The organism is Streptomyces sp. Qhu_M48 (assembly GCF_051305195.1).
Lineage (GTDB): Bacteria > Actinomycetota > Actinomycetes > Streptomycetales > Streptomycetaceae > Streptomyces.
Map to the genome: position 1 here is coordinate 3711722 of NZ_CP195432.1, position 20988 is coordinate 3732709.

The following is a 20988-nucleotide window of genomic DNA, read 5'->3' on the forward strand; positions in this document are numbered from 1 at the left end:
GTGGCGGCGCGGACGCCCAGGATCGGTCCACACGTGAGCTGTCGTCAACCCGTGGCTGTACGACCGGGGTCGACAACGGAGCCCCGGGATTGTCAGCACCGGTCGGACGACGGGAGGGGCACCGCGAAGGCACCTTGTTCCTGTGATCGAAGTCAACGAGCTCACGAAGCGATACGGCGGCACGACCGCCGTCAAGGACCTGTCCTTCACCGTGCGGCCGGGTCGGGTGACCGGGTTCATCGGCCCGAACGGCGCGGGCAAGAGTACGACGCTGCGCATGATTCTCGGGTTGCACGAGCCCAGCGGTGGCACCGTCACCGTGGACGGCCGTCCCTTCCGCGATCGGCCGCGCGGCCTGCGCCACGTCGGCGCCCTGCTCGACGCGCACGACGTGCACGGCGGTCGCAGCGCGAGGGCGCAGCTGACGGCACTGGCGCGCGGCAACCGCATCCCGCGCCGGCGGGTCGAGGAGGTGCTGCGGGAGGTCGGCCTCGCCGAAGTCGCGGGGCGCCGTGTCGGCGGATTCTCGCTCGGCATGAAGCAGCGGCTCGGCATCGCGTCGGCCCTGCTCGGCGATCCGCCGGTGCTGCTCTTCGACGAGCCGCTCAACGGCCTGGACCCCGAGGGCGTCACATGGGTCCGCGGCCTGTTCCGGCGGCTCGCCGCCGAGGGCCGCACCGTGTTCGTGTCGAGCCATCTGATGTCCGAGATGGAGCACACGGCCGATCAGTTGGTCGTCATCGGCCGGGGTGAGCTGATCGCGGCGGAGAGCCTCGGGGAGTTCTCGGCCCGCGGCTCGCGAGGGAGCGTCGAGGTGAGCACACGGGCGGCGGCTGCCCTGAGGGACCTGCTGGTGGCCGAGGGCGCGACGGTGGAAGGGGGCCGGGGCGCGGACCAGGCCGGAGACGGTCACGCGGGCCGGAGCGGACACGGGGACCGGAGCGGACACGGGGACCGGAGCGGACACGGGGGCCGGCTGACCGTCACGGGCCTGACCGCGGAACGGATCGGCGAGATCGCCCTGGAGAACTCCGTCCCGCTGCGCGGGCTCACCACCCGTTCCGCGTCCCTGGAGGACGTGTTCATGGAACTCACCGCCGACAGTGTCCAGTACCTCGCAGGAGAATCCCGATGAACCCGACCAGCGCGACGCCCCCCGCCACGACTGCCGGCCCGGACGCAGACATGAGGATGAGGGCGACCCACGGCTCCGTCGACCGCCGCCCCGTCGTCGAACCCCGCCCGTCCATCCCGGAGCCCCGCCCCCGCTTCCGTGATCTGGTCGCCTCCGAGTGGGTCAAGCTCCGTTCGCTGCGCTCGACCTGGATCGCCTACGGGGCCACGGTGGCGGCCGTGATCGCCTTCAACGTGGGCACGGCGTGGGACACGTACAAGTACTGGACCGAGGAGAGCGCGAGCGACCGGGCCGACTTCATCCGCGATGGGATCCCTCTGCAGCTGGCGTTCACGGGGAACGCGGCCACGGTCATGATGCTGGCCCTCGGGGCCATCGGTGCCCTCGCGATCGTGGGGGAGTACAGCACGGGCACCCTCCGTGCGACGTTCGCGGCCGTCCCGGACCGCCGTGCGCTGATGGCGGCCAAGGCCGTCGTCACCGCGGCGGTCGCGACCGCCTTCGGGACGCTCGTCGCGGGCGCCTCGTTCGGTCTCACCCAGGCGATCCTCGACGGCAAGCGGCTGGGGGTCTCGCTCGGCGACCCCGGCGCCGTGCGCCTCGTCCTCGCCTCCGCGCTGCTCGCCCCGGTGTGCGCGCTCGTCGGCATGGCGATCGGGACCCTCCTCCGCCACACGGCGGCCACGATGATCGTCACGGTCGCCGTCGTCCTCGTCCTGCCCGTCGCCCTCACGGACGGCCGGCACTGGTCGGCGGTGGCCGGACACACCCTGCCCTTCCGCGCCTGGGTGCGGCTCGCGGAGTCCGGCCCCGCTCCGACACCCTTTCCCTGGACCACCGGCGGAGCCTGGACGGTCTACGCGGTGTGGGCGGTGGCGGCGGCAGCGGTGGCGATCGTCGGTCTGCGGCGGCGCGACCTGTGAGACCCCTCGGGGTCTCGCGGGTACCGCGGGGCCGTCCGCTTCCGCCGCCTCAGGGATTGGCGACGAGTTCGCCCAGGCGCGTGGCGAGCCACGGCCTGCGGCCACCGGCCCGCATCTGCCCGCGCGCGATCGCCTTCCAGACCGGCGTGCGGCGGAAGGAGACCAGGAGGAACGCGGCCGGCGCCGCCGTGATCCTGCAGTCGTACGCGCGCGGCGGGGCGTCACGGGTCACGGTCAGCGTCCCGTCGTCGACGACGACCGCCAGCCGGGGGCCGCCCCTGATCGCGAGGTCGAACGCGATGCGGACACCGCGCGCCCTCACCGGGTCCAGAGCCAGCGGCATCATCGTCGGCATCGACTGTCCGAGCACCAGGCTCGCCTCGGCCGGGCCGATCGGCCACGGAAGTCCGGCGCCACGTGCGATGTCCAGACCGTGGACGAGGCTCTCGCTGAGCATCAGACCGGTCGCCGCCGCCAGCGAGACCGTCACGCCCTTCCCGAGCCAGGGCGCGGAGACGGGGGTGTCCGGGGCGAGGCCCTCGGTGGCCCGCAGGAACATCCCGCTCCGCTCGGCGACGAAGTCGCCCGGGCGGGCGTGCTCCCCACCCCGGAAGAGGTCGACGGACGTGGCGTTCACGGCCGCGATCCGCTCGCCGAGCGGTCCCTCGCCCGACGGCAGGAGGCCGTCCCACTCCACGGACTCGCCCGTCAGGTCGGCGGAGTAGGCGAAGTACACGCCCGCGAGATGCGCGGCGACGTCAGCCACGGTCCAGAGGGGGACACCGGAGGCCGCGTCCGGGTCGGGAGCCTCGCGCAACAGCCGGACCAGCCGCGGGACCACGGCCCGCAACGCGGCGCGGGTCCTCTCGTGCTCGGCGACGGGATCGAACCGCGTGACGGTACCCATACAACTCCCCCAGGGCTGCGAACGGGCCCGAAGGTTACCGCCTGGTAGGGCGGTCGCGACAGGTCCGTTCACCAGGAGACGGCGGCGGGCGCGGACCGGCGACGGGCGCGGGCGGCCGGGCGGGTCGCCGGCGTCGGCCTTGCCCGGTGCGCCGCGTGCCCCCGAAAAGGCCCGGCACGAACGAGTGACCACCTCGCCGACCTCGGCGCTGGGGGAGCGGCCGCACCGAAGAAGTCCGGCCCCCGCGACGGCCGCCGACGCCCGCGTCCCCCGACGGCCCCGCGAGCGTCACGCCCCTACGGCCGCGTCGCGTACTCCTTGCGCAGTGCGTCCAGGATGTCGGCGGCCTCCGTGAGGTCCGACGCCCGGCAGCGGGCCGCCGCCGTCGTGAGGCGGGCGACGGCCTCCGTGAAGCGTCCCAGACCGTTGCCCTCGACGAGGGCCGCGAACCTGACCGCCTCCGCGCGCGGTATCTCGCCCTGCGGCCCGCCCTGTTCGTGCGCGGCGATCGCGGCCTCCGCCTCGGTGAGGGCCTCCGCGAAGCGTTCCGCCTGGGCGAGGACACGGGCACGGCGGTAGTGGATCTCACCGCTCTCGTACCAGGGGTGGAAGCCCTCGGTACCGTCCGGGACCGCGGCGAGGACCGCGTCGGCGTCCGCCAGGTGCCGCAGCGCGACATCGACGCCGTCCTCCTCCCGCGCGGACACGGTGAGACGGGCGAACTCGCGCATCATGTGGATGATCAGCGGTGGGTGCGGCGCCTCGGCGTGCGCCGCCATCGCCCGTTCGTACGCCGTGCCCGCCGCCTCCCAGCGTTCGGCCAGCGCCAGCGTCGTCGCGGCCTCCGCGGCCACCAGGGTGTGGATCGCGCGATCGTCCTCCCAGGCCGCGACGGTGTCCGCGAGACGCAGGAACTCCTCCGCCGAGGCGAGGAACTCCTCCAGCTCCCGCATCCCGCGCGCCAGCGTGAGCCGGGCCTGGCAGACGAGGCGTTCGTCGAGCGACGAGGCCGCCTCGTCGGCCAGGACGGACTCCAGTACGGCGACGGCGTCCGCCTGCTGTCCCGTGTTCGCCAGGACGTCGGCGAGCTGGAGACGCGCCTGCGCGGCCTCGTCGTGCGTCCCGTCCTGGTCGAACCGCGCGGCCGCCTCGGAGAGATGACGCACGGCGCCGGCGGAGTCCCCGAGGTGCGAGGAGGCGTGGCCGAGCAGTGCGTACGTAGGGGCCAGCGGGAAGTCCGTGTCGTCGTACCGGACCGCGTCGGCGATCGCCCGGTGCAGCAGCTCCGTCGCCTCCGCCGGCTCCTGCCGGGCGAGGAGGATCTGGGCCAGCAGCGCACGCGGGCGCGAACCCCGCCAGGGCCGCCCGGAGGCGTCGACGTCCTCCAGGGCCGCGCGCAGTTCCGACTCGGCGAGGACCGCGTCGCCGAGCTGGGCGGCGATGTCGGCGACGAACTGGCGTGCGTTGGCCACGTGGTGGGGCACGGACAGGCGCTCCGCCTCGGACCGCAGCCTCTGGGCCGACTGCTCGAACCGCTCCCGCACGGCTTCGGGGGCCTCCGGCAGGTGTCGCTGGAGGTCCTGGTAGGCGGCGAAGAGGGAGGAGTACAGCACGGTGAGGTACTCCAGCGCGCGCTCCGACGCCAGGTCGGCGCAGGCGGCGGCCTCGGCCTCGCCCAGCGGCTGCGGCTCACCGGTGAAGGGGGCCTCGGCGCTGAGCCGCTCGGCCTCGCGCAGGCAGGCGTCGAGAGCGCCCCGCACGGTGTCGGCGTCAGCGTCCGTGCCCACCGGCGGGGTAAGGACGACCGCGTCCGCGGACGTCAGCGGGGTGCCGCCGTCCGTGTCCGTGTCCGTGCCCACCCGAGCGGTGCCGCCGTCCGTGTCCGCGTCCGCGCCCGCCCGAAGGGTGCCGCCGTCCGCGTGGTCGTCGTCCCCCGCCGCACGGCCCAGGTCCGCGGCGGCATCGGACGTCGTCGCCCACGCGAGCGCACGCGTCCGCGTGGAGAGCGCCTGCCACGGCATCGTGAGCCGCTCGAACAGGCCGGCGGCCAGCTCCAACTCGGCGATGCTCTCCGCGTGACGGTCCTCCTGCAGGAGCAGGTACGCGCGCTGCTCGGCCAGCTCCGCCCGCAGCAGCTCCTCCGGGCCGAGCCGGTCGTCGTGCGCGGTGCGCCCGTCCGCCACGCGCTCGGCGATACGGGTCCAGAGGCGGGTGTCCCCGGGGTGTCCGAGGCGCGCCATCCGCCGTGCCTCGGTCACCAGGGAGAAGAAGTCGTCGGGAACCTCCGGCCCCGCCGTGGCCGCGCCGAGGGACCCGGCCGCCCCCGCCCTCGCCGCCGTACCCGCCGGTGTGGGGGAGCGGGTTGCGGACGTCCGGAGTCCGAGCGGCAGCGGCTCGTCGAGCAGGGGCCCGCGCGCGAGACGCGAGCGGCGGCGGTCTCCGACGGCTGTGGTGCCGTTGCGCGCGTCGAACGCGACGGAGAGCCGGTCCGCCTCGGAGCGGACGTGGGCGGAGAGTCCGCCCGCCGTCCAGTTCCGTCCGGGCGGCCCGGCGACGGGGGTGTCCGCGTGGCCGTCCTCGACGAGCCGGGCGAGCAGCACCTCGACGCCGGTGAGGAACTCCAGATGGGCCAGCGGCGCGCCCGTCGCCTCGAAGAGGGGGCGGTTCTCCGCCAGGATCTCCAGACCGCGGCCCTCGTTGCGCGAGAGGGCGCAGAACTCCAGGTGCAGACCGACCTCCTCCTGCATGCCGGTGTGACCGCGGACCCGCCGGTAGCCGGTGAGATGGTGCGAGCGCGCCTCGTCCGTACGCCCGAGGCGCAGCAACGGCAGCAACGCGCGCGCCTGGCTCACCTGCGGTTCCTTGGTGCAGGCCTGGGCCCCGTCGAAGACCGGCCGCCAGGTGTCCAGCGCACCGGCGTCGTCGCCCGCCACCACCTGGTGCCAGGCGAAGTGCCGGGTCTCGCAGGCCTCGCAGTCGCTCAGCTCGGTACGGGGCCGGGTGGCCCAGAGGTCGTAGGCGTCGGCGACACCCTCGCCGGTGTGGTGCGCCACGTGATAGCGCATCGCCGCCACCGGCTGCATGCCGTGCCCGGCCGCCTCGTACCGGCCGCGCATCTGCTCGATCCAGCTCCGTACGGAGGCCAGTGGCATCTCGGGCACCTGCAACAGGGACGTCGTCACCCACTTGAACCGCCAGCAGACCTGGTGGGCCTCCCACTGGCTGAACGACTCGGGAGCGGTGTCCCACAGCTTGAGCAGCCGGGCGAAGACCACCGGCGACTTGCGGTGCTCGCCGGTGAACTCGTACGCCGACATCAGCTCCAGCAGGGCCGTGACCAGGACGTCGGGCTTGTCGAAGGGCTCGGCGGCCTCGACGAGCTCCTCGGCGGTCACGGTGCGCGGCAGACCGTGGGGGCGCTCGTGGTTCTCGCGCAGCGCCTCGACGACGGCCTCGGGCGTGTCCAGCATCTACAGTTCCTTCCGGGGCTCGGAGCCGGGTGCCGCCGTGCCGGGCTGGTGCATGGCGTGGGTGAGCAGGCCGATGAAGGCCCGGTTGAGCAGGGCGCTCTCGCTCGCCCTCAGCGGGCGGCGGCTGAGCAGCAGCGCCTGGCCGTAGAGGGCCTCGGCGGCCGTGACGGCGAGGCCCCGCTCGGTGATCGTGATCGCCTGGCGGACCAGCGGGTTGAGGTGGTTCAGGACGAGCTGGGCGCGCGGGGTCTCGTGCCGCAGGGAGCCCAGGATGTCGGCCCAGAGGCCGTCGCTCTCGGCGGCGAGGCTCGACCGGGTCCGCTCGTGCCGCGCGTCCCTGTTGTCGAGGAGCAGCGCCGGCGCGGTGACCGGCTGGAAGTCCCGCAGGACCACGTTGCAGTCGTGGACGCCGATCGTCTCGCGGGCGATGGACAGGAAGGCCGCCGCCCGGAGTTCGGCGGTCGGGTCGACGGCGTCGAGGTGGGCGGTGACGGTGGCGGGGTCGAGGTCCGTGACGGACGTGCCCGGACGGATCTCGGGAAGCCGGTGCACGAGGTCACGGTCGTAGGTGTAGCCGCCGTTGACCACGCCCAGGCCGGCCGCGGCGGCGATCGGGGCGACCTGGCGGAACTCCTCGACGCTCCGGGTGACGAGGAGCGTCCGGTGCGTCCGGGAGAACTCCTCCAGGGTCACGTTCCCGTCGGTGGTCTCGAACGGCAGCCACGGCAGCACGATCCGCAGCAGCTCGTCGTCGTGCCGCGCGAGCGCCTTCACCGCGAGGTGGTGGGTGTCGATGAAGCGGTGCAGCAGCGACGGGTCGCTGGCGGCGAGCCCGGTGAGCCAGTCGCGGATCCGCTCGCCCAGGGCGTCCCGTACGGCGGACAGGGTGCCGTCCTCGTACAACGCCTCCCGGGACGCCGTCGGCCGCAGACTGGTGGTGTCGACCACGCAGCGCACGAAGAAGGCCCACTCCGGAAGCAGTTCGGGCGCCTGGTCGGTGAGCAGCATCCCCTTGAGGTGGACGCGGTGTCCCGCCCGCTGCGCCGGGCTCACGGGCGTGGGCAGGACGTAGGCGACGCCGCGCAGACCGGCCGCCGGAAGGTCCAGCTCGATCGTGTCGAGCGGGGTGAAGTCGAAGAGGCCCCGGCAGTACGTGGTGAAGGCCTCGCGCCGGGCCAGCGGGGAGCGGTGGTCCCGCTCCCACGGGGGCGCCTCGTTGACCTGGTGGCTCTCGCCGCGCGGCCCGACGACCGTGACCTCGTGCCGCAGGAGACCGCCGTAGTGCCGGGCCAGGGCCACGACCTGATGCGGGCTCGTCCACTCCGCGTTGTCGGCGCGCGGGGTGAGCCGCACCGTCGTCCCCGGCTCGGGCACGGCCGACGCGGGCAGTGTGTGGATCGTGTACCGGCCGTCGGAGTGACCGCGCCATTCGACGGCGGGGGCCGAGGGGTCCGTCGCGGACCGGCTGACCACCGTGATCTCGTCGGCCACGACGAAACAGGCGAGCAGCCCGATGCCGAACTGGCCGATGAAGTCCCCACGGGCGGCGTCCAGTCCGGCCCCGTCGAGGGCGCCGTCGGCGGTCCGCTTGGAGCTGCGCCCGATCGTGGCGAGGAAACGGTGGACGTCGGCCTCGGTCAGACCGATACCGGTGTCCGTGACGGTGAGGGTGTCACCGGTGCGCACGGTGATGGACGCGGGCGCGCCGGGGTCGACGGCCTGCCGCGCGGTGATGGCGTCCACGGCGTTCTGCAGGAGTTCGCGCAGGTAGACCCGGGGGCTTGAGTAGAGGTGGTGGGAGAGCAGGTCGACGAGGCCGCGCAGGTCGACCTGGAAGGTGTGTGCGGATGAGGACTGGGGCACCTGACGGAGTCTTTCGGTGGACGCGCCGACGCCACGAGGGCGGCGCGGCGACGGTGCGGGCGGGAGCGGGAGGTCGCGTGGCGACGGAGACGGAGGGCGGAGTACGGGGTTCGGCGCCGGTGTCACGGACGCGTCGGCGTCGGGCCGTGGAACCGGAGGAAGGGGTACGTGGGCTGCCGCCGGGTCTCGGGCGCGTCAGCGTCCGGCCGCCGAGCGGCGTTTCCGGTACGCCGCCGCCGGGTCGGATCCGTCCAGGTAGTACCAGGGGAACTCGGTGACGCGCCCCTCGGTCGCCCGGAAGCACTCCCGCGCGGCGCCCCGGTCCCCGGCGAGGGAGAAGGCCATGGCGAAGGTGTTGAGGACCTGGAGCCAGCCGCCCTCGCGGACGAAGTCCGGGTGGCGGAAGGAGTGGTCGGCGGCCTCGTGGAGGGAGGCCTTCACCTCGGGACGGCCCATGTACGCCGCGTCCGGCCCCGAGTCGAGGGAGAGCCACTCCTCGATGTGGCCGACCGCGACGAGCTGGCCGAGCAGGGTGCCCCCGGGGGCACCGAACGCGGACGCGCGCGCGAAGGCGTGCATCTCCTCGTGCGAGCCGCCCCACTTGTCGCAGACCTGCTGCAACTGCTGCTGGTGCGCCTGGAGGTGGCGCGGGTCCCGCCGTACCGTCGCCTCGAACCGGCGCCGCGCCGTGACCTGACCCACTTCGAGGCCTCGGCCGGACACCTGGAGGCCGTACCACGGGGAGACCCACAGCGGCTCGCGCTCGGCCGCCTCGTACAGCCACGTCTCGGCCGTGCGCAGGCGCGCGTGGAAGAGGTCGAACTGCTCGCGCGAGACCTGGGAGGCGCGGGCTCCGGTGCGCGCCTCCCAGCCCCAGCTGATGTGACGGATCCCCGCCACGAGCCGGGGGAGCGCTGCCTCCGGCTCCGCTTCGAGGACCGGCGAGATCCACCGTTCCACGCCGGCGGTGTCGCCGACGGCCCACAGGAGCTCGACCCGGTCCTCGCTCTCGGGACGCGCTTCGAGCACCTCGCGCACCGCGGCCCAGTTCCCGGCCGCGGCGGCCTCCCGTACGCGACCGACCGCGGGATCGCCGGAGTCCTTCTGCACCCGAGCGCCGGGCCGACCGGCCCATTTCCCCAGCGTGAGCCCCCAGTCATCGAGCAACGCCATGTCCCCACCCCTTGCGTGTCCGAACGGGGAGGCCAGTGATCACCCTCCCGTGGAGGTAGTGACTATCACGCGTGACCGACAATCGCACATCTGTTTCTCCGGTCGATCTGGCAGACCTTGGCGGCCTTGGCGGCCTCGGCGACCGGGCTGGCCTTGGTGCCGGGCCGACCCGGCCGAGCCGCACCCCGGACACCGCGACGGCGTGACACCCGGGAGGGCCGCCCGGCCCGGCGCCCCGGCCCTCCCGTCGGAATACGTTCATACGCCAGACATCCGGCGGCCGGACAACGGGCCGGGATGGTTGCGTATGCATAACGGGTCTGGTTCGAAGAACGGTGTCCGGGACAGGCGCGCGGCCCTGAACAGGGGGAGCGTCAGGTCGCGTGCCCCCCGGTTCACCGCCCGCCCGAGAGGAACTCTCCGTGGATCGCAGGTCTTTGCTCACCGTCGCGACAGGGGCGGCGGGCGCCGTCGCCGCCTCCCAGATACCGGCGGGCGCGGCGCTCCCCGCCCACCCCGGCGCAGGGCGCCCGGTCGCCACGTTCAACGTCATCAGCGACATCCAGGGCGACCTCCGGGACCTCGGTGTGGCCCTCGACGACATGCACCGGACCAACCCCGCGAGCGCGGGCCTCGCCGTCGCGGGCGACATCACACCGCGCGGGTACGACGCCGAGTACGCGGCGGTGCGGTCGGAGCTCACGCGCCACACCCACGCGAGCACGGTCGCCTGGGCCATCGGCAACCACGAGTTCTACGTCCCCAAGTGGCGCGACCCGTCGACCCTCGCGCAGGCCACCTGGCCCAACGGCACCACCGAGGACTCCCTGTTCCGCGGCTTCTACCACTTCGCCGGGCGCAACACGGTGTACGCCGAGCACTCGTTCGGCGGCATCCCCGTGCTGAGCCTCGGCACCGAGAAGTACATGCACTACCACGACCCGAAGCTCTGGGACGAAGTGTGGCTCAGCGAGGCGCAGTTGACCTGGCTCGAACAGCGCCTCGCGCACTGGGCGCGCCGACGCAAGCCCGTCATGGTGGTCACGCACCACCCCCTGCCCAACACCGTCTCCGGCAGCCACAACCAGCTGTACTCGCGCGACTACCTCCAGGCGGACCGGCTGCTGGGGATCCTCGGCCGCCACCGCGACGTCTTCCTCTTCTGCGGCCACACCCACTGGGACCTCGCCCTGTCGGACTGGTACGTCCGCAGGGTCGTCCCCGGCACCGCCAACCTCGACGGCTTCTCCGTCATCAACACGGGCGCCGTGCAGACGGGCTACACGGACGACGGCAAGGGGGGAGAGATCTCCGTCCCCGGTACGTTCAACCAGGGCCTCCAGATCGAGGTCCACCGCGACCGCGTCGTCGTGAAGGCGCGCGACTTCGCCGCCGGAACGTGGCTGAAGCAGATCACGGTCCCGCTGTCGACACGGATCTGAACCACTGAGCCACCGTCGCTCCGGACCGGACACCGTCCACGTGGCCAACCGCGCCCCGGCGGGCAGGCGACGCCGCCCGCCGGTCGAGGTCCGGGCCCGCCGCGCCATCACGGTCGACGGGGTCTCGGCCCGCGCGGTCTGCCGCCGGGACGCCGAGCTCGGCATCCTCGGCTGACCAGGAGCACCCTGGAGGGATGAGCACCGCCCCGATAGTCGTCAACCCGCCGTCGCCGAGCGGCGGCCGCAGAGTCACCGTCCGTGACCACGGCATCCTCGGCCTCGCGCACAGCGACGCCGACGTCGTGGAGTTCCTGCGGCGAGCCGGTCTCGAAGACGCCGACGCCCTCCTCGACGATCCGGCGTGGGTGAAGTGGCGCGGCGGCCGTGCGCGCGAGTACGAGGCGGCCTGACGCGAAGCCGTCTCCCCGCCGTCGGGGTCGGGGAGCCCTCCGGCGTCCTCGACCGGGTCCGGCAGCGCTTCCCGCCCACGCGGGCGGCCGGCGGGAAGGTCCGCCGGTCGCGCTCCGTCACCCGTCGTGGCGGCCGACGCTACGGGCCCACAGGATCAGCGGGATCTGAAGGGGGAGCCGGCCGTACGCGAGGGCCTTCTGCGGCGTCGAGCGGTCACGCCAGTCGTAGGCCATCTTGACGTTGGCCGGGAAGACGCCCGCGAAGAACAGGGCCGTGGCGCGGGCGCTCGTCCTGCGCGTCGCCGGGAGGGCGAGGCCGGCGGCCAGGGCCAGTTCCACCACGCCGCTGGCCTGGGTCCAGGCGCGGGGGCCGCCCGGAAGGGTCCGCGGCACGGTGGCGTCGAACTGCTTCGGGGCGACGAAGTGGGCGACGCCGGCGGAGGCCATCAGGCCGGCGAGCAGGAAGGCGGAGCGTGCGGAACGTATGGACCGGGACATCGGATTCCTTCGGGCTGAGGGCGAACGGGCGGTAGGGCGAGACGGCAGCCCGCACCTTACCCGCCAGTAATCACGTGGTGGACCCGTTTTCTCCGTCCCGCCCCAGCGCGGTGACGCCGGGCCCGCGCAGATCGTCCAGCGCCACCTTCCGGCCCGTGACGGCCAGAAGCAGGGAGAGCGCGGGCCCGTTCGCCTCCGGCCCCGTTCCGATCGTCAGGTCGGCGTCCGTGGCCGTGAGCCGGACGCGGCCCATCAGCTCCTTGGCCCCGCCGAACGACGCCGGGGTGCGCGTCTGCAGCCGGAGCGACCTGACGACGGCCTGTTCCGGGTAGGAGCGGGTGAGTCCCAGGGGCCGACGGATGTCCTCGCCGTGCACGACCTCCTCGACGAGCCGGCTGTCGAGGGGCGCCGGAGGCGTCGACCGCCGCGACGCCACCAGCCGGAACCGCTCCAGGGTCTCCTGCGGCGTGACCCCGCGCTCACGCTCCACGCCGACGGCGTTCTGGCGGTCGAAGTCGAACCTCGCCCGGGCGAGGCCGATCATGAAACCGAGGCGGGTCGTGCGAGCGGTGTCGACCAGATGGGCGAGGACGTCGTGCACGGTCCACCCGTCACACAGCGACGGTCTGCGCCACTGCTCGTCATCGAGATCCGCCAGGTCGTCGATCAGCGCCCCGCGCTCGGCGTGCACCATCGTCCAGACGTCGTCGTTCACGGCTTCCCCTTCGTCGACCACAGTGTGTGCCAGGGAGGACTCGGGAAGCGGCGGGAACTCATCGCCGGGCGAGTCCCGGGCTTCCGATCGACGGCCGGCCCCCTGGGCCCGGAAGCGCACCGCGGGCCCCGTGAGGCGGCCTCCGACGAACGGCGGGTCTCCGGTGAGTGCGTCGAGCGACGGCCGATGAGTACGGGCACTCCCGCCGGTCTACCCTTCAGCGCCGTCCCTCTCCGGCGCCCTCGTCGAAGGAGCGACAGATGACCGGCACGACGACCATCGACCTCGGACCACAGGCACGGATCGTGGCCCGTCTCGCGGCGGACATCCCCGACGCGCGGCTCGCCGACCGAACCCCCTGCCCCGACTACGCGGTCAGCGACCTGCTGGGCCACCTCACCGGACTCGCCGTCGCCTTCCGCGACGCCGCCCGCAAGAACCTCGGACCCACGACGGACACGGCCCCCGACCCGGCGTCGTTCGTCCTCCCCACCGGCTGGCGCGAAGAACTGCCGCGCGTCCTCGACGAACTGGCCGAGGCCTGGAGCGACCCGGCCGCCTGGACCGGGATGACCCGTGCGGGTGGCGTGGACCTTCCCGGCGACCTCGCGGCCGTCATCGCTCTCGACGAGCTGGTGGTCCACGGCTGGGACCTGGCCCGGGCCACCGGCCAGGAGTACGCCCCCGATCGGGCCGCGCTCCACGCGTCGCACGGCTTCCTCCTGGCCGCCGCCGAGGAGGACGACCGCGGTGACGGCGTCTTCGGAGCCGTCGTGCCCGTCGCGGAGGACGCCCCGCTGCTGGACCGGGCGGTCGGCCTGAGCGGGCGCGATCCGCGCTGGACGCCACGGACGGCCTCGTGACGGAGGCCGGGCAAGGGAGGGGGGTCTCCGGTACGGGCGCCCTGCACGCCCTGGAGGTGTGCCCCGCGATCCGATGCGCGGGTGGAGCTGGGACGATGGGACGATCAGGGCATGGTGCGAACGTTTGAGGAACTGATCGCCGAGGCGGAGGCGACCCCGGTGGAGGGCTGGGACTTCTCCTGGCTGGAAGGACGGGCCCACGAGCAGCGACCGTCCTGGGGCTACCAGCGCGTGATGGGCGAGCGCATGGCGCGGGCCCTCGCGGCGCTGGACATCCAGACCGGCGGCGGGGAGGTCCTGGCGGGGGTGCCGAAGCTCCCACCGCTGGCGGTGGCCACGGAGTCCTGGCCTCCGAACGTGGCCAAGGCCACCGCGCTGCTGCATCCGCTGGGGGCGGTCGTCGTCGCGGACGAGGACGAGCCGCCGCTGCCGTTCGCCGACGGGGCCTTCGACCTGGTCGTGAGCCGGCACCCGGTGACGGTGTGGTGGGAGGAGATCGCGCGCGTGCTCCAGCCGGGCGGCACGTACCTCTCCCAGCAGGTCGGCCCGGCCAGCGTCTTCGAGCTGGTCGAGTACTTCCTCGGCCCGCAGCCCGAGGAGGTGCGCCGCCGGCGACACCCCGACGACGCCCGCCGAGCGGCCGAGGCGGCCGGGCTGGAGGTCGTGGACCTGCGCGCGGAGTACCTGCGCACCGAGTTCCTCGACATCGGCGCGGTGGTCTACTTCCTGCGGAAGGTGATCTGGATGGTGCCCGGCTTCACCGTCGACCGGTACCGGGACCGCTTGCGGCAACTGCACGACCGGATCGAGAGCGAGGGCCCGTTCGTCGCCCGGACCGCGCGGTTCCTGATCGAGGCGCGCAAGCCCGCCTGACAGCGGAATCGCGGGCGTCACCGAGGCCTCTCCGTACAATGCCCGTCATGGCATGCCGAATCAGTGAGCTGGTCCTCGAATGTGCCGACCCCGAGAGGCTCGCGGCCTTCTGGAACGAGGTCCTCGGCTACGTCGAACTCAACCGCGAGGACGACGGAAGCATCGAGATCGGGCCGCCCGACGTCGGCTTCGGCGGCCAGCGGCCCACCCTCGTCCTCAGCCCCAGCAGCGCCCCGCGGACCGGGAAGTACCGACTGCACTTCGACGTCAGTGCCACCGACCGCGACCAGGGCGCCGAACTGGAGCGGCTCCTCGCCCTAGGCGCCAGGCCCGCCGACGTGGGCCAGAGCGGCGCCGAGAGCTGGCATGTCCTGGCCGACCCGGAAGGCAACGAGTTCTGCCTCCTGCATGCCCGGCTCAGGCCCCTCTGACCCCGCGCGCACCCGAGGCCCGCACCCGCACGGCCAGGGCTTCGACGACCTGACGAGCCCTCGCCAGGGCGGTCGCCCCGACCCCGGCCGACGCGCGCGGACAGCGGGATGGACGGCTTCATGCGCGGAGGTCGTCGTCCCGTCCGGTCAGCAGGGCGAAACCGTGGCGGTCCACGGACGCGGTCGTGGCCGAGAGGACGACCACTCCGGTTCCCGTGGCGCGGTCGAGTCCGAGCCAGGACCGGAAGCCGCCCGTACCGCCGTTGTGCCAGGTCACCGTCAGGCCCTTGACCCGGATGGTGATCCACGCCGCTCCGATGCGGGCCCCCGTGCCGAGGGGAGCGACCGGATCGAGCGCGGCGAGCCCTGGCGCGCTGCCGTCCAGCAGGGCCTCGGTGAGCCGGGCCATGCTGCGGATGTCGGCGCGGATCCCGCCGGCCGGCCCGAGCGCCTCGCCGGTCCAGGGCTCCTGCGGCCGCCCCTTCCGGTTCGTGCCCCTCACGGCCCCGGGCCGCAGCTGTTCCGCCGAGGCGGGCAGGTAGAAGCAGCCGAGCCCCAGCGGGTCGGTGACCCGCAGGCGCACCAGCTCCCCGTACGTCGTCCCGGCGGCCCGCGCGAGCGCGTGCCCCAGCAACTCGAACCCCAGATTCGAGTAGCGGGGCTTGGGCCTGCCCACGCGTACGCCCCGGGTCTGGTCGAGCAGTCGGCCGAGGTCCTCCCCGTACGGATTGGTCCCGTGCCGCCAGAGCGCGAACGTACGACGCCACGTGTCGGCGGCGGGCGGTATCCGGGGGAGCCCGGACCGGTGGATGCTCAGCGACTCCAGGGTGACCCGCCCGGCGGGAGCGTCCCCGAGCGGCAGGAGTTCACCGAGCGTCGTACGGGCACCTATCTCTCCCCGCGCGAGCGCCTCGGCGTACAGCAGTCCCGTGACGCCCTTCGAGATCGACCCGATCTCGAAATCGGCGTCGAGTCCGGCGTCGGGTGCACTGCCGGTCGCGGACCGGGCCGTGCCGTCGCCTGTGGAGTCGACCGTGGTGCCGAGACCGGCCGGACGGGCGCCGACGCAGGCGATCCTCGTCCCGCCAGGCGAGACCACAGCTGCCGCGACAGGGTGCCGGGTCCCCGTCAACGCCCGGATCCTGTCAGCGAGTCGCGGGTCTCCGTGATCTTCGTCCATGCGCTCACGATAGGCGGCGGCCCCGGACGCGACGGCGCGCCCCACGGCCCCACGTGACCCACATCACTTTCGGGCTTCTCCACTTTCCGTTATCCCGGGCCGGGCCCCAGGCTCTCCTCTGCGCAAACATCTCCAACAGACGGGACAGTCGGCGTGCGGCAGAGCACAGGAATCGAGCGGGACACGGAGCTGGTCCTGGCGGCGCGGAACGGCGACCCCTGGGCGCGGGAGCAGCTGGTCACCGCCCACCTGCCCCTGATCCACAGCACCGTGGCGCTCGCGTTGAGCGGCCGCCACGGCGTCGAGCACGTCGAGCACCTCGTACGGGAGACGATGGTGCGCGCCCTCGGCGGTCTGGACGCCCTGACCGACCCCGGTGCCTTCCGGCCCTGGCTGGTCGCGATCGCCGTCGACGGCATCCGCAGGCACCGTCACGCGCAGCCGGCCGGCTTCGGGTACGCGGAGGCCGGGACCCCGACCGCCGAGGGGCCGCACCCGACGGGGGGCGGGTCCGAGATCACCGAGGCGGCCCGCTGGCTGGACCCGGACGACGGCGAGCTGCTGGCCCTGTGGCGGCTGGAGTGCACGGGCGAGCTGACCCGCTACGAGACGGCGGCCGCGCTGCGGTGGTCGGTCGAGGACACGGCGGCCCGGGTCGACGCGGTACGTGCCCGGCTCGACGCGGCCCGGGTCGTCGTGGGCGCCCTGGCCGGGAACGCGCACTGCCCCGCTCTGAGCCGGGAGGCGGCGAGCTGGGACGGCCGCCCGTCCGCGCCGTGGCGCGACCACCTGGCCCACCACACGCTCGCCTGCGCGCACTGCGTCACGCGCTGGAACGGCCTGGCCCCGGCGGAGATCCTTCTGACGGCCACGCCGTCGGCGCCCCGGGCGGGCGAAGCCACGCAGGGGCGCGTGACACCGCCGCCGGCACCCACCCACATAGCCGACGGATACGGCACGTCCGCCGCGTACGCCACCACCGCATCGCCGGTCGACTCGTACGGTACGAGCGACCTGGGCGAACCGGACGACGCAGCCGACCTCACGGAGGCGTACCTCCTGGCCGGATCCGCAGAGCACGCCCGCCCCCACATACCCCGCCATGCTCCCGGCACCTCCTCCTCGACCCCGAGCCGACACGGCTCCCGTGCGGCCCTCCGGCGCCGTCGCCGGACGCAGGAGCGCAGCCGGCGCCGGGCCGTCATCGCCGCTGGAGTCGTGGTCATGGCGGTCACGGGTGGGGCGTTCTCGCTCTACGGGGGCCGTGGAGGCGACGACGACAACCTCGAAGCGAGCCGGCTCTCGGCCCCCGGCCTCGACCTGCCCCTCGCCCACGACCCGTCCGCCCGGACCGGGGACGCGTTGGAGACGTCGGCGAGCCCCTCCGCCTCGCCCTCCACCTCCACGTCCGCCACCGCACGCCCCTCCACGTCGGCGTCGCCCAGCGCGCGGACCACCACCGCCGCGCCGACCCGTCCGCCCCGTACCACCGCGCCCGCCAAGGTGAAGACGACCCCGCCCCGCACCCCGGCGCCCACGCGAAGTTCCGAGTCGACCGGCCCGGGCACGGGCGGCGGCACGGACAACGGCACCAACGGAGGGACGGGGACCGGCGGTACGGGCGCCGGTCCGCAGAACGACCAGGGCCAGACCTCGGCCGCCGACCAGGTCGTCGCCCTGGTCAACGCGGAGCGCGCCAAGGCGGGTTGTGGCCCGTTGACGGCCAACGCGACCCTGACCAGGGCCGCTCAGGGGCACTCCGAGGACATGGCGGCCCGCGACTTCTTCGACCACACCAACCCCGACGGCGCCGGCCCGGGGGAGCGGGTGACGGCCGCCGGGTACCCCTGGTCGACGTACGGCGAGAACATCGCCATGGGCCAGAGCACCCCGGAGCAGGTCATGGACTCCTGGATGAACAGCCCGGGCCACCGCGCGAACATCCTCAACTGCGACTTCAAGGAGATCGGCGTCGGCATCCACTCCTCCGGCGGCCCCTACTGGACCCAGGTCTTCGGCGCCCGCTGACCTCACGGCCACCGGACACGGTCCACCGAGGCGCTGCCCCCACCGCAGGGGCAGCGCCTCCGCCGCGTCGCGGCGCCCCGATCGCCCCGGTCGGGCCGATCGCTCCGGTCGGGCCCGGCTCGACGCGGCGACCGGGGGAGAGTCCAGGGGCGGCTGGGCGGCGAGCGGGGAGAGTTCCACGGGGTGCGGCTAAGCGGCGCCCGCCGCCGCCAGCACCGCGACCGGCAGGAGCAGGATCCACTGCGGCAGGCGGAGCAGCGGTCGGGGCCAGCCGACGGACAGCGTGACGACCAGGAAGACCGCCGCGTACGCGACGAAGTGCGCGGCCACGAACCACGCCACCAGACCGGCACCCGACGTACCCTCCGCCAGGGAGAGCCAGAGCAGAGCGAGGCCGGAGAGCACCAGGTCACCGCTCACCATGTGCCACACGGCGTGCAGGACACGCTTGGGTTCGTCCGCGAGGCCGCAGGACAGCAGCGGGCGCACCACATCACGGTGCCCGCCGACGATGTGCACGGCGGCCACGCCGAGCGCAGTGATCCCTGCCGCGAGAAGCCAGCCGTTCACCGGACCTCGATTCCTCTCGCCACGACGCCGGCCAGCAATGCGGCCAGCTGCGGGCCGGGGCTCTCCCCGACCAGCCCCACGTGGAAGAACACGGCTCCTGCCAGCGTGTCCAGGACCAGGTCCACGGGCGTCCCGGCCGCGATCTCCCCGCGCAGCACGGCGCGTTCGAAGACGACAAGGAGCCGTTCCTTCGACGGGCCCAGGAAGTCGCCGCGGATGCGCGCCCTCAGCTCCGGATCGGCGGCGAAGTCGGCGAGCAGCCCCGGGAGCGCCGCTGCTGCGGCGGGCGCGCGGAACTCGTCGACCAGGCCCTGGAGCAGCACGGTCAGATCCCCGGTCAGCGTGCCGGTGTCCGGGGGCGGAGCGTCATCGGTGGTCGTGAAGACGGCCTCGAAGACCAACTCCGGCTTGCCGGGCCACCGTCGGTAGATGGTGTCCTTGCCGACACCGGCTCGCGTGGCCACCGCCCCGATCGACGTCGCGGCGTAGCCGACCTCCGCCACCAGCTCTGCTGTCGCGCCGATGATCGCCTCGTGCGATCGGGGATCCCTGGGACGCCCTCTGGAGGGCGGAGAGGAGTTCATGGCATTTACCTTACGGGTCGACCCGTAAGGTAAACAAGATCCTGGCCTGCCCGTCAGGACCGGATCCGGCGAAGCCTCTTCAGGCCGCCGGCCCGGCCGCCGGCCCGGCCGCCGGCTGAAGGACCCTGCCACCGGCTGACACACCCGGCCATGAGGTGGTGGGCCCGGTCGCGGTCACGGTCACCAGGCGACGGGCCCGGGGAGTTCGGTGACGGGCCCGGGCACCGCCGCGCGGATGCCGAGGCGGACGCGGGCCCGGTGGACGGCGGCCAGCTGCTCGGTGGCCGACGGGCCCCAGTCGAAGAGTTCCAGGGCCTGTTCCGGGGCCGCCAAAATCCGGATGTGGGCGCGACCGGTGGCGGGATCGACGGGCGGCGGGCCGAGGCCGGTCAGGGCGGCGGCGTAGCGGACGCGGGCACCCGGCTTCTCGGGGTCGGTGAGGTGTCCGATGTACACCGCGTCGGCGAGCCCGGCCGCGGCTTCCTCGGCCGCCTCGCGGCGCAGTGTGGCTTCGGGATCGTCGTGGTCGTCGGGTTCGGGCGTCCCGCCCGGCAGGCAGGCCGCGCCGGTGTCGGGTTCAAGGAGCACCAGGACGCGTCCGTCCGGGGCGAAGGCCCAGACGCAGGACTGGCGGACCGTCAGCCCCCGGGGCGCCGGGCCGGGATGGAAGGGGTAGTGGTGCCTGGCCCGGGGCGTCCGCAGGACGCCGACGGTGTCGAGGACACCGGGGGCGATCGGGAGGCCGTTCTCCAGGAGCACGGCGCCGGCGGCGTTGACGCGGGCGCGGAGCGCCGAGAGGGCGCGGCGGGAGTCGCGCGGGGCGAGCAGATCGGGCAGGTGCGCGGGCTCGATGAACTCGATGCTCGTGATCTCGCGCTCGGGCAGCCGGATGGCGGCGATCCGTTCGTCGCTCCACGTGCCACCGTCGAAGACGTGCAGGATCTCGCCGGGAAACCGCATGTCCGGGGGCGCGTTGACGCTCTCGGTGGAGACCCAGTCGACGGCGAGCCCCCGGTCGACCCGGGTGGTGACGCCGAGTTCCTCCTGCAGTTCGCGGACGGCGGCGTGGGCGGGGGACTCGCCCTTGTCGACGGCGCCGCCCGGAAGGAGGCAGGTGTCGAGGTAGTCGACGTGCTGGACCAGGACCTTCCCCCACCGGTCGGTGATCAGCACGGAGGTCCCGGCCCACAGGGCGGCCGAGGCGCGCAGGGCCCCGTATTCCGCGTCCGTCATCGACGTGCCCGGTGACTCGTCGGGCTGCGTGGTCGTGTTCGTCTCGTTCGCTCTCTCCATCGTGACGATGTGCCCAGACCGGTCGCTTCGGAACCGGGCCCGGTCACGCCGAAGCCCGGCGGGCCCCGGCTCCCCGCCCGATCCCCTTCCGCGACAGGCGGGGTGGACGGTCTCAGGGGGCGCCCGCCGAACCCGCCCGATGAGCAGGAACCGCGAGATCGACGCGGAGACCACCTTCGACGGGTCACGGGGCGTGACCCCGGCTCCGGCGGTGGCGAGGCGACGCCCGGTTCGGTGACGGTGAGTCAGCACGGCGACGCTGCGTCAACATGGCAACCGTGAGTCAGCGCGGTGACGGAAAGTCAACGTCATGACGCTGAGTCAGCATCGCTGTCCCACGGGCGCATCCCGTCCGTCCCGTCGCGTGGTCGACCGGCGCCCACGTGTCTAAGCTGGTAAGGGGGACGAGGCCGCAGGCGACGGGAGCAGGAGCCATGGGCGGCAGGCAGGACCACAGCACCTTCGCGACGCGCACGGCGGTCGCCGGCGGAGTTAGCGCGGCGGACATCTTTCGCCCCTCCTCGCTCTTCCGGATCGACGGTCCCGCGGAGGCCCCTTGACGTACCCCGTTGTCATCCGCGCCGTCGAGGACGGCCGACGGGCGTGTCCGTCGACGGAGCACAGCACCTG

19 protein-coding genes are annotated in these 20988 nt (G+C 73.7%); 9 read left to right on the forward strand and 10 right to left on the reverse strand.

Annotated features, from left to right (window positions below; translation table 11 throughout):
• Positions 1-142: 142 nt before the first annotated feature.
• The gene (locus tag ACRRSS_RS16915; protein WP_435971968.1) at positions 143-1135 is read left to right on the forward strand and encodes an ABC transporter ATP-binding protein; all 993 of its coding nucleotides are present in this window, start codon (positions 143-145) and stop codon (positions 1133-1135) included.
• A complete protein-coding gene (locus ACRRSS_RS16920; protein ID WP_435971969.1) occupies positions 1132-2058 on the forward strand; it encodes an ABC transporter permease in 927 nt (308 codons plus the stop codon). Before ACRRSS_RS16915 ends, ACRRSS_RS16920 begins: the two co-directional genes overlap by 4 nt.
• A gap of 49 nt (positions 2059-2107) precedes the next feature.
• Here the strand turns inward: ACRRSS_RS16920 and ACRRSS_RS16925 are convergent, their stop codons facing one another.
• From ACRRSS_RS16925 to ACRRSS_RS16940, 4 genes are all read right to left on the reverse strand, one after another.
• A complete protein-coding gene (locus ACRRSS_RS16925) occupies positions 2108-2965 on the reverse strand; it encodes a maleylpyruvate isomerase N-terminal domain-containing protein (RefSeq protein ID WP_435971970.1) in 858 nt (285 codons plus the stop codon).
• 296 nt (positions 2966-3261) lie between these two features.
• Complete coding sequence (locus tag ACRRSS_RS16930) at positions 3262-6435, reverse strand: hypothetical protein (RefSeq protein ID WP_435971971.1); 3174 nt, start codon at positions 6433-6435, stop codon at positions 3262-3264.
• Positions 6436-8298, reverse strand: coding sequence for an HSP90 family protein (locus ACRRSS_RS16935; protein WP_435971972.1), 1863 nt, complete (start codon positions 8296-8298; stop codon positions 6436-6438). It lies immediately after the preceding gene.
• A 195-nt stretch (positions 8299-8493) separates the two neighbouring features.
• Complete coding sequence (locus ACRRSS_RS16940) at positions 8494-9471, reverse strand: hypothetical protein (protein WP_435971973.1); 978 nt, start codon at positions 9469-9471, stop codon at positions 8494-8496.
• A gap of 422 nt (positions 9472-9893) precedes the next feature.
• On the opposite strand from ACRRSS_RS16940, the gene ACRRSS_RS16945 reads away from it, so the two are divergent.
• From ACRRSS_RS16945 to ACRRSS_RS16955, 3 genes are read left to right on the forward strand one after another with little or no spacing between them, the layout of a single operon-like run.
• A complete protein-coding gene (locus ACRRSS_RS16945; protein ID WP_435971974.1) occupies positions 9894-10913 on the forward strand; it encodes a metallophosphoesterase family protein in 1020 nt (339 codons plus the stop codon).
• A 40-nt stretch (positions 10914-10953) separates the two neighbouring features.
• On the forward strand, positions 10954-11088 hold the full coding sequence (locus tag ACRRSS_RS16950) for a hypothetical protein (protein WP_435971975.1): 135 nt from the start codon (positions 10954-10956) through the stop codon (positions 11086-11088).
• A gap of 19 nt (positions 11089-11107) precedes the next feature.
• Positions 11108-11323 carry a hypothetical protein gene (locus ACRRSS_RS16955; RefSeq protein WP_435971976.1) on the forward strand — a complete coding sequence of 72 codons (216 nt, stop codon included), beginning with the start codon at positions 11108-11110 and terminating at the stop codon, positions 11321-11323.
• A 117-nt stretch (positions 11324-11440) separates the two neighbouring features.
• Here ACRRSS_RS16955 and ACRRSS_RS16960 read toward each other — a convergent pair whose 3' ends face one another.
• Both ACRRSS_RS16960 and ACRRSS_RS16965 read right to left on the reverse strand, forming a co-directional pair.
• Complete coding sequence (locus ACRRSS_RS16960) at positions 11441-11821, reverse strand: DoxX family protein (RefSeq protein WP_435971977.1); 381 nt, start codon at positions 11819-11821, stop codon at positions 11441-11443.
• A 70-nt stretch (positions 11822-11891) separates the two neighbouring features.
• A complete protein-coding gene (locus tag ACRRSS_RS16965; protein WP_435975352.1) occupies positions 11892-12515 on the reverse strand; it encodes a maleylpyruvate isomerase family mycothiol-dependent enzyme in 624 nt (207 codons plus the stop codon).
• 281 nt (positions 12516-12796) lie between these two features.
• On the opposite strand from ACRRSS_RS16965, the gene ACRRSS_RS16970 reads away from it, so the two are divergent.
• The 3 genes from ACRRSS_RS16970 (at position 12797) to ACRRSS_RS16980 (ending at position 14703) form a co-directional block, all read left to right on the forward strand.
• A complete protein-coding gene (locus tag ACRRSS_RS16970; RefSeq protein WP_435971978.1) occupies positions 12797-13399 on the forward strand; it encodes a TIGR03086 family metal-binding protein in 603 nt (200 codons plus the stop codon).
• A gap of 111 nt (positions 13400-13510) precedes the next feature.
• Positions 13511-14272, forward strand: a complete 762-nt coding sequence (locus tag ACRRSS_RS16975) for a class I SAM-dependent methyltransferase (RefSeq protein WP_435971979.1) — start codon at positions 13511-13513, stop codon at positions 14270-14272.
• Between the two features lie 47 nt (positions 14273-14319).
• Entirely contained in the window at positions 14320-14703 is a 384-nt protein-coding gene (locus ACRRSS_RS16980) for a VOC family protein (RefSeq protein ID WP_435971980.1), read from the forward strand.
• A 118-nt stretch (positions 14704-14821) separates the two neighbouring features.
• Here ACRRSS_RS16980 and ACRRSS_RS16985 read toward each other — a convergent pair whose 3' ends face one another.
• A complete protein-coding gene (locus ACRRSS_RS16985; protein WP_435971981.1) occupies positions 14822-15883 on the reverse strand; it encodes a serine hydrolase domain-containing protein in 1062 nt (353 codons plus the stop codon).
• A gap of 153 nt (positions 15884-16036) precedes the next feature.
• Here ACRRSS_RS16985 and ACRRSS_RS16990 point away from each other — a divergent pair, with 153 nt between their 5' ends.
• On the forward strand, positions 16037-17911 hold the full coding sequence (locus ACRRSS_RS16990) for a CAP domain-containing protein (protein WP_435971982.1): 1875 nt from the start codon (positions 16037-16039) through the stop codon (positions 17909-17911).
• Between the two features lie 189 nt (positions 17912-18100).
• Here ACRRSS_RS16990 and ACRRSS_RS16995 read toward each other — a convergent pair whose 3' ends face one another.
• The 3 genes from ACRRSS_RS16995 to ACRRSS_RS17005 form a co-directional block, all read right to left on the reverse strand.
• Positions 18101-18481 (reverse strand): hypothetical protein, encoded by a 381-nt coding sequence (locus tag ACRRSS_RS16995; RefSeq protein ID WP_435971983.1) that lies wholly within the window; start codon positions 18479-18481, stop codon positions 18101-18103.
• A complete protein-coding gene (locus ACRRSS_RS17000; protein WP_435971984.1) occupies positions 18478-19065 on the reverse strand; it encodes a TetR/AcrR family transcriptional regulator in 588 nt (195 codons plus the stop codon). The genes ACRRSS_RS16995 and ACRRSS_RS17000 overlap by 4 nt, the downstream gene beginning before the upstream one ends.
• A gap of 180 nt (positions 19066-19245) precedes the next feature.
• Positions 19246-20358: an NUDIX domain-containing protein gene (locus ACRRSS_RS17005; protein ID WP_435971985.1), complete on the reverse strand. Its 1113-nt coding sequence runs from the start codon at positions 20356-20358 to the stop codon at positions 19246-19248.
• Positions 20359-20988 lie beyond the last annotated feature (630 nt).

Coding starts and splice junctions, on each gene's coding strand:
- ACRRSS_RS16940 (WP_435971973.1), bottom strand. CDS start 9,471: ATGGCGTTGCTCGATGACTGGGGGCTCACGCTGGGGAAATGGGCCGGT.
- ACRRSS_RS16985 (WP_435971981.1), bottom strand. CDS start 15,883: ATGGACGAAGATCACGGAGACCCGCGACTCGCTGACAGGATCCGGGCG.
- ACRRSS_RS17000 (WP_435971984.1), bottom strand. CDS start 19,065: ATGAACTCCTCTCCGCCCTCCAGAGGGCGTCCCAGGGATCCCCGATCG.
- ACRRSS_RS16920 (WP_435971969.1), top strand. CDS start 1,132: ATGAACCCGACCAGCGCGACGCCCCCCGCCACGACTGCCGGCCCGGAC.
- ACRRSS_RS16925 (WP_435971970.1), bottom strand. CDS start 2,965: ATGGGTACCGTCACGCGGTTCGATCCCGTCGCCGAGCACGAGAGGACC.
- ACRRSS_RS16965 (WP_435975352.1), bottom strand. CDS start 12,515: ATGGTGCACGCCGAGCGCGGGGCGCTGATCGACGACCTGGCGGATCTC.
- ACRRSS_RS16955 (WP_435971976.1), top strand. CDS start 11,108: ATGAGCACCGCCCCGATAGTCGTCAACCCGCCGTCGCCGAGCGGCGGC.
- ACRRSS_RS16960 (WP_435971977.1), bottom strand. CDS start 11,821: ATGTCCCGGTCCATACGTTCCGCACGCTCCGCCTTCCTGCTCGCCGGC.
- ACRRSS_RS16930 (WP_435971971.1), bottom strand. CDS start 6,435: ATGCTGGACACGCCCGAGGCCGTCGTCGAGGCGCTGCGCGAGAACCAC.
- ACRRSS_RS16975 (WP_435971979.1), top strand. CDS start 13,511: ATGGTGCGAACGTTTGAGGAACTGATCGCCGAGGCGGAGGCGACCCCG.
- ACRRSS_RS17005 (WP_435971985.1), bottom strand. CDS start 20,358: ATGGAGAGAGCGAACGAGACGAACACGACCACGCAGCCCGACGAGTCA.
- ACRRSS_RS16980 (WP_435971980.1), top strand. CDS start 14,320: ATGGCATGCCGAATCAGTGAGCTGGTCCTCGAATGTGCCGACCCCGAG.
- ACRRSS_RS16970 (WP_435971978.1), top strand. CDS start 12,797: ATGACCGGCACGACGACCATCGACCTCGGACCACAGGCACGGATCGTG.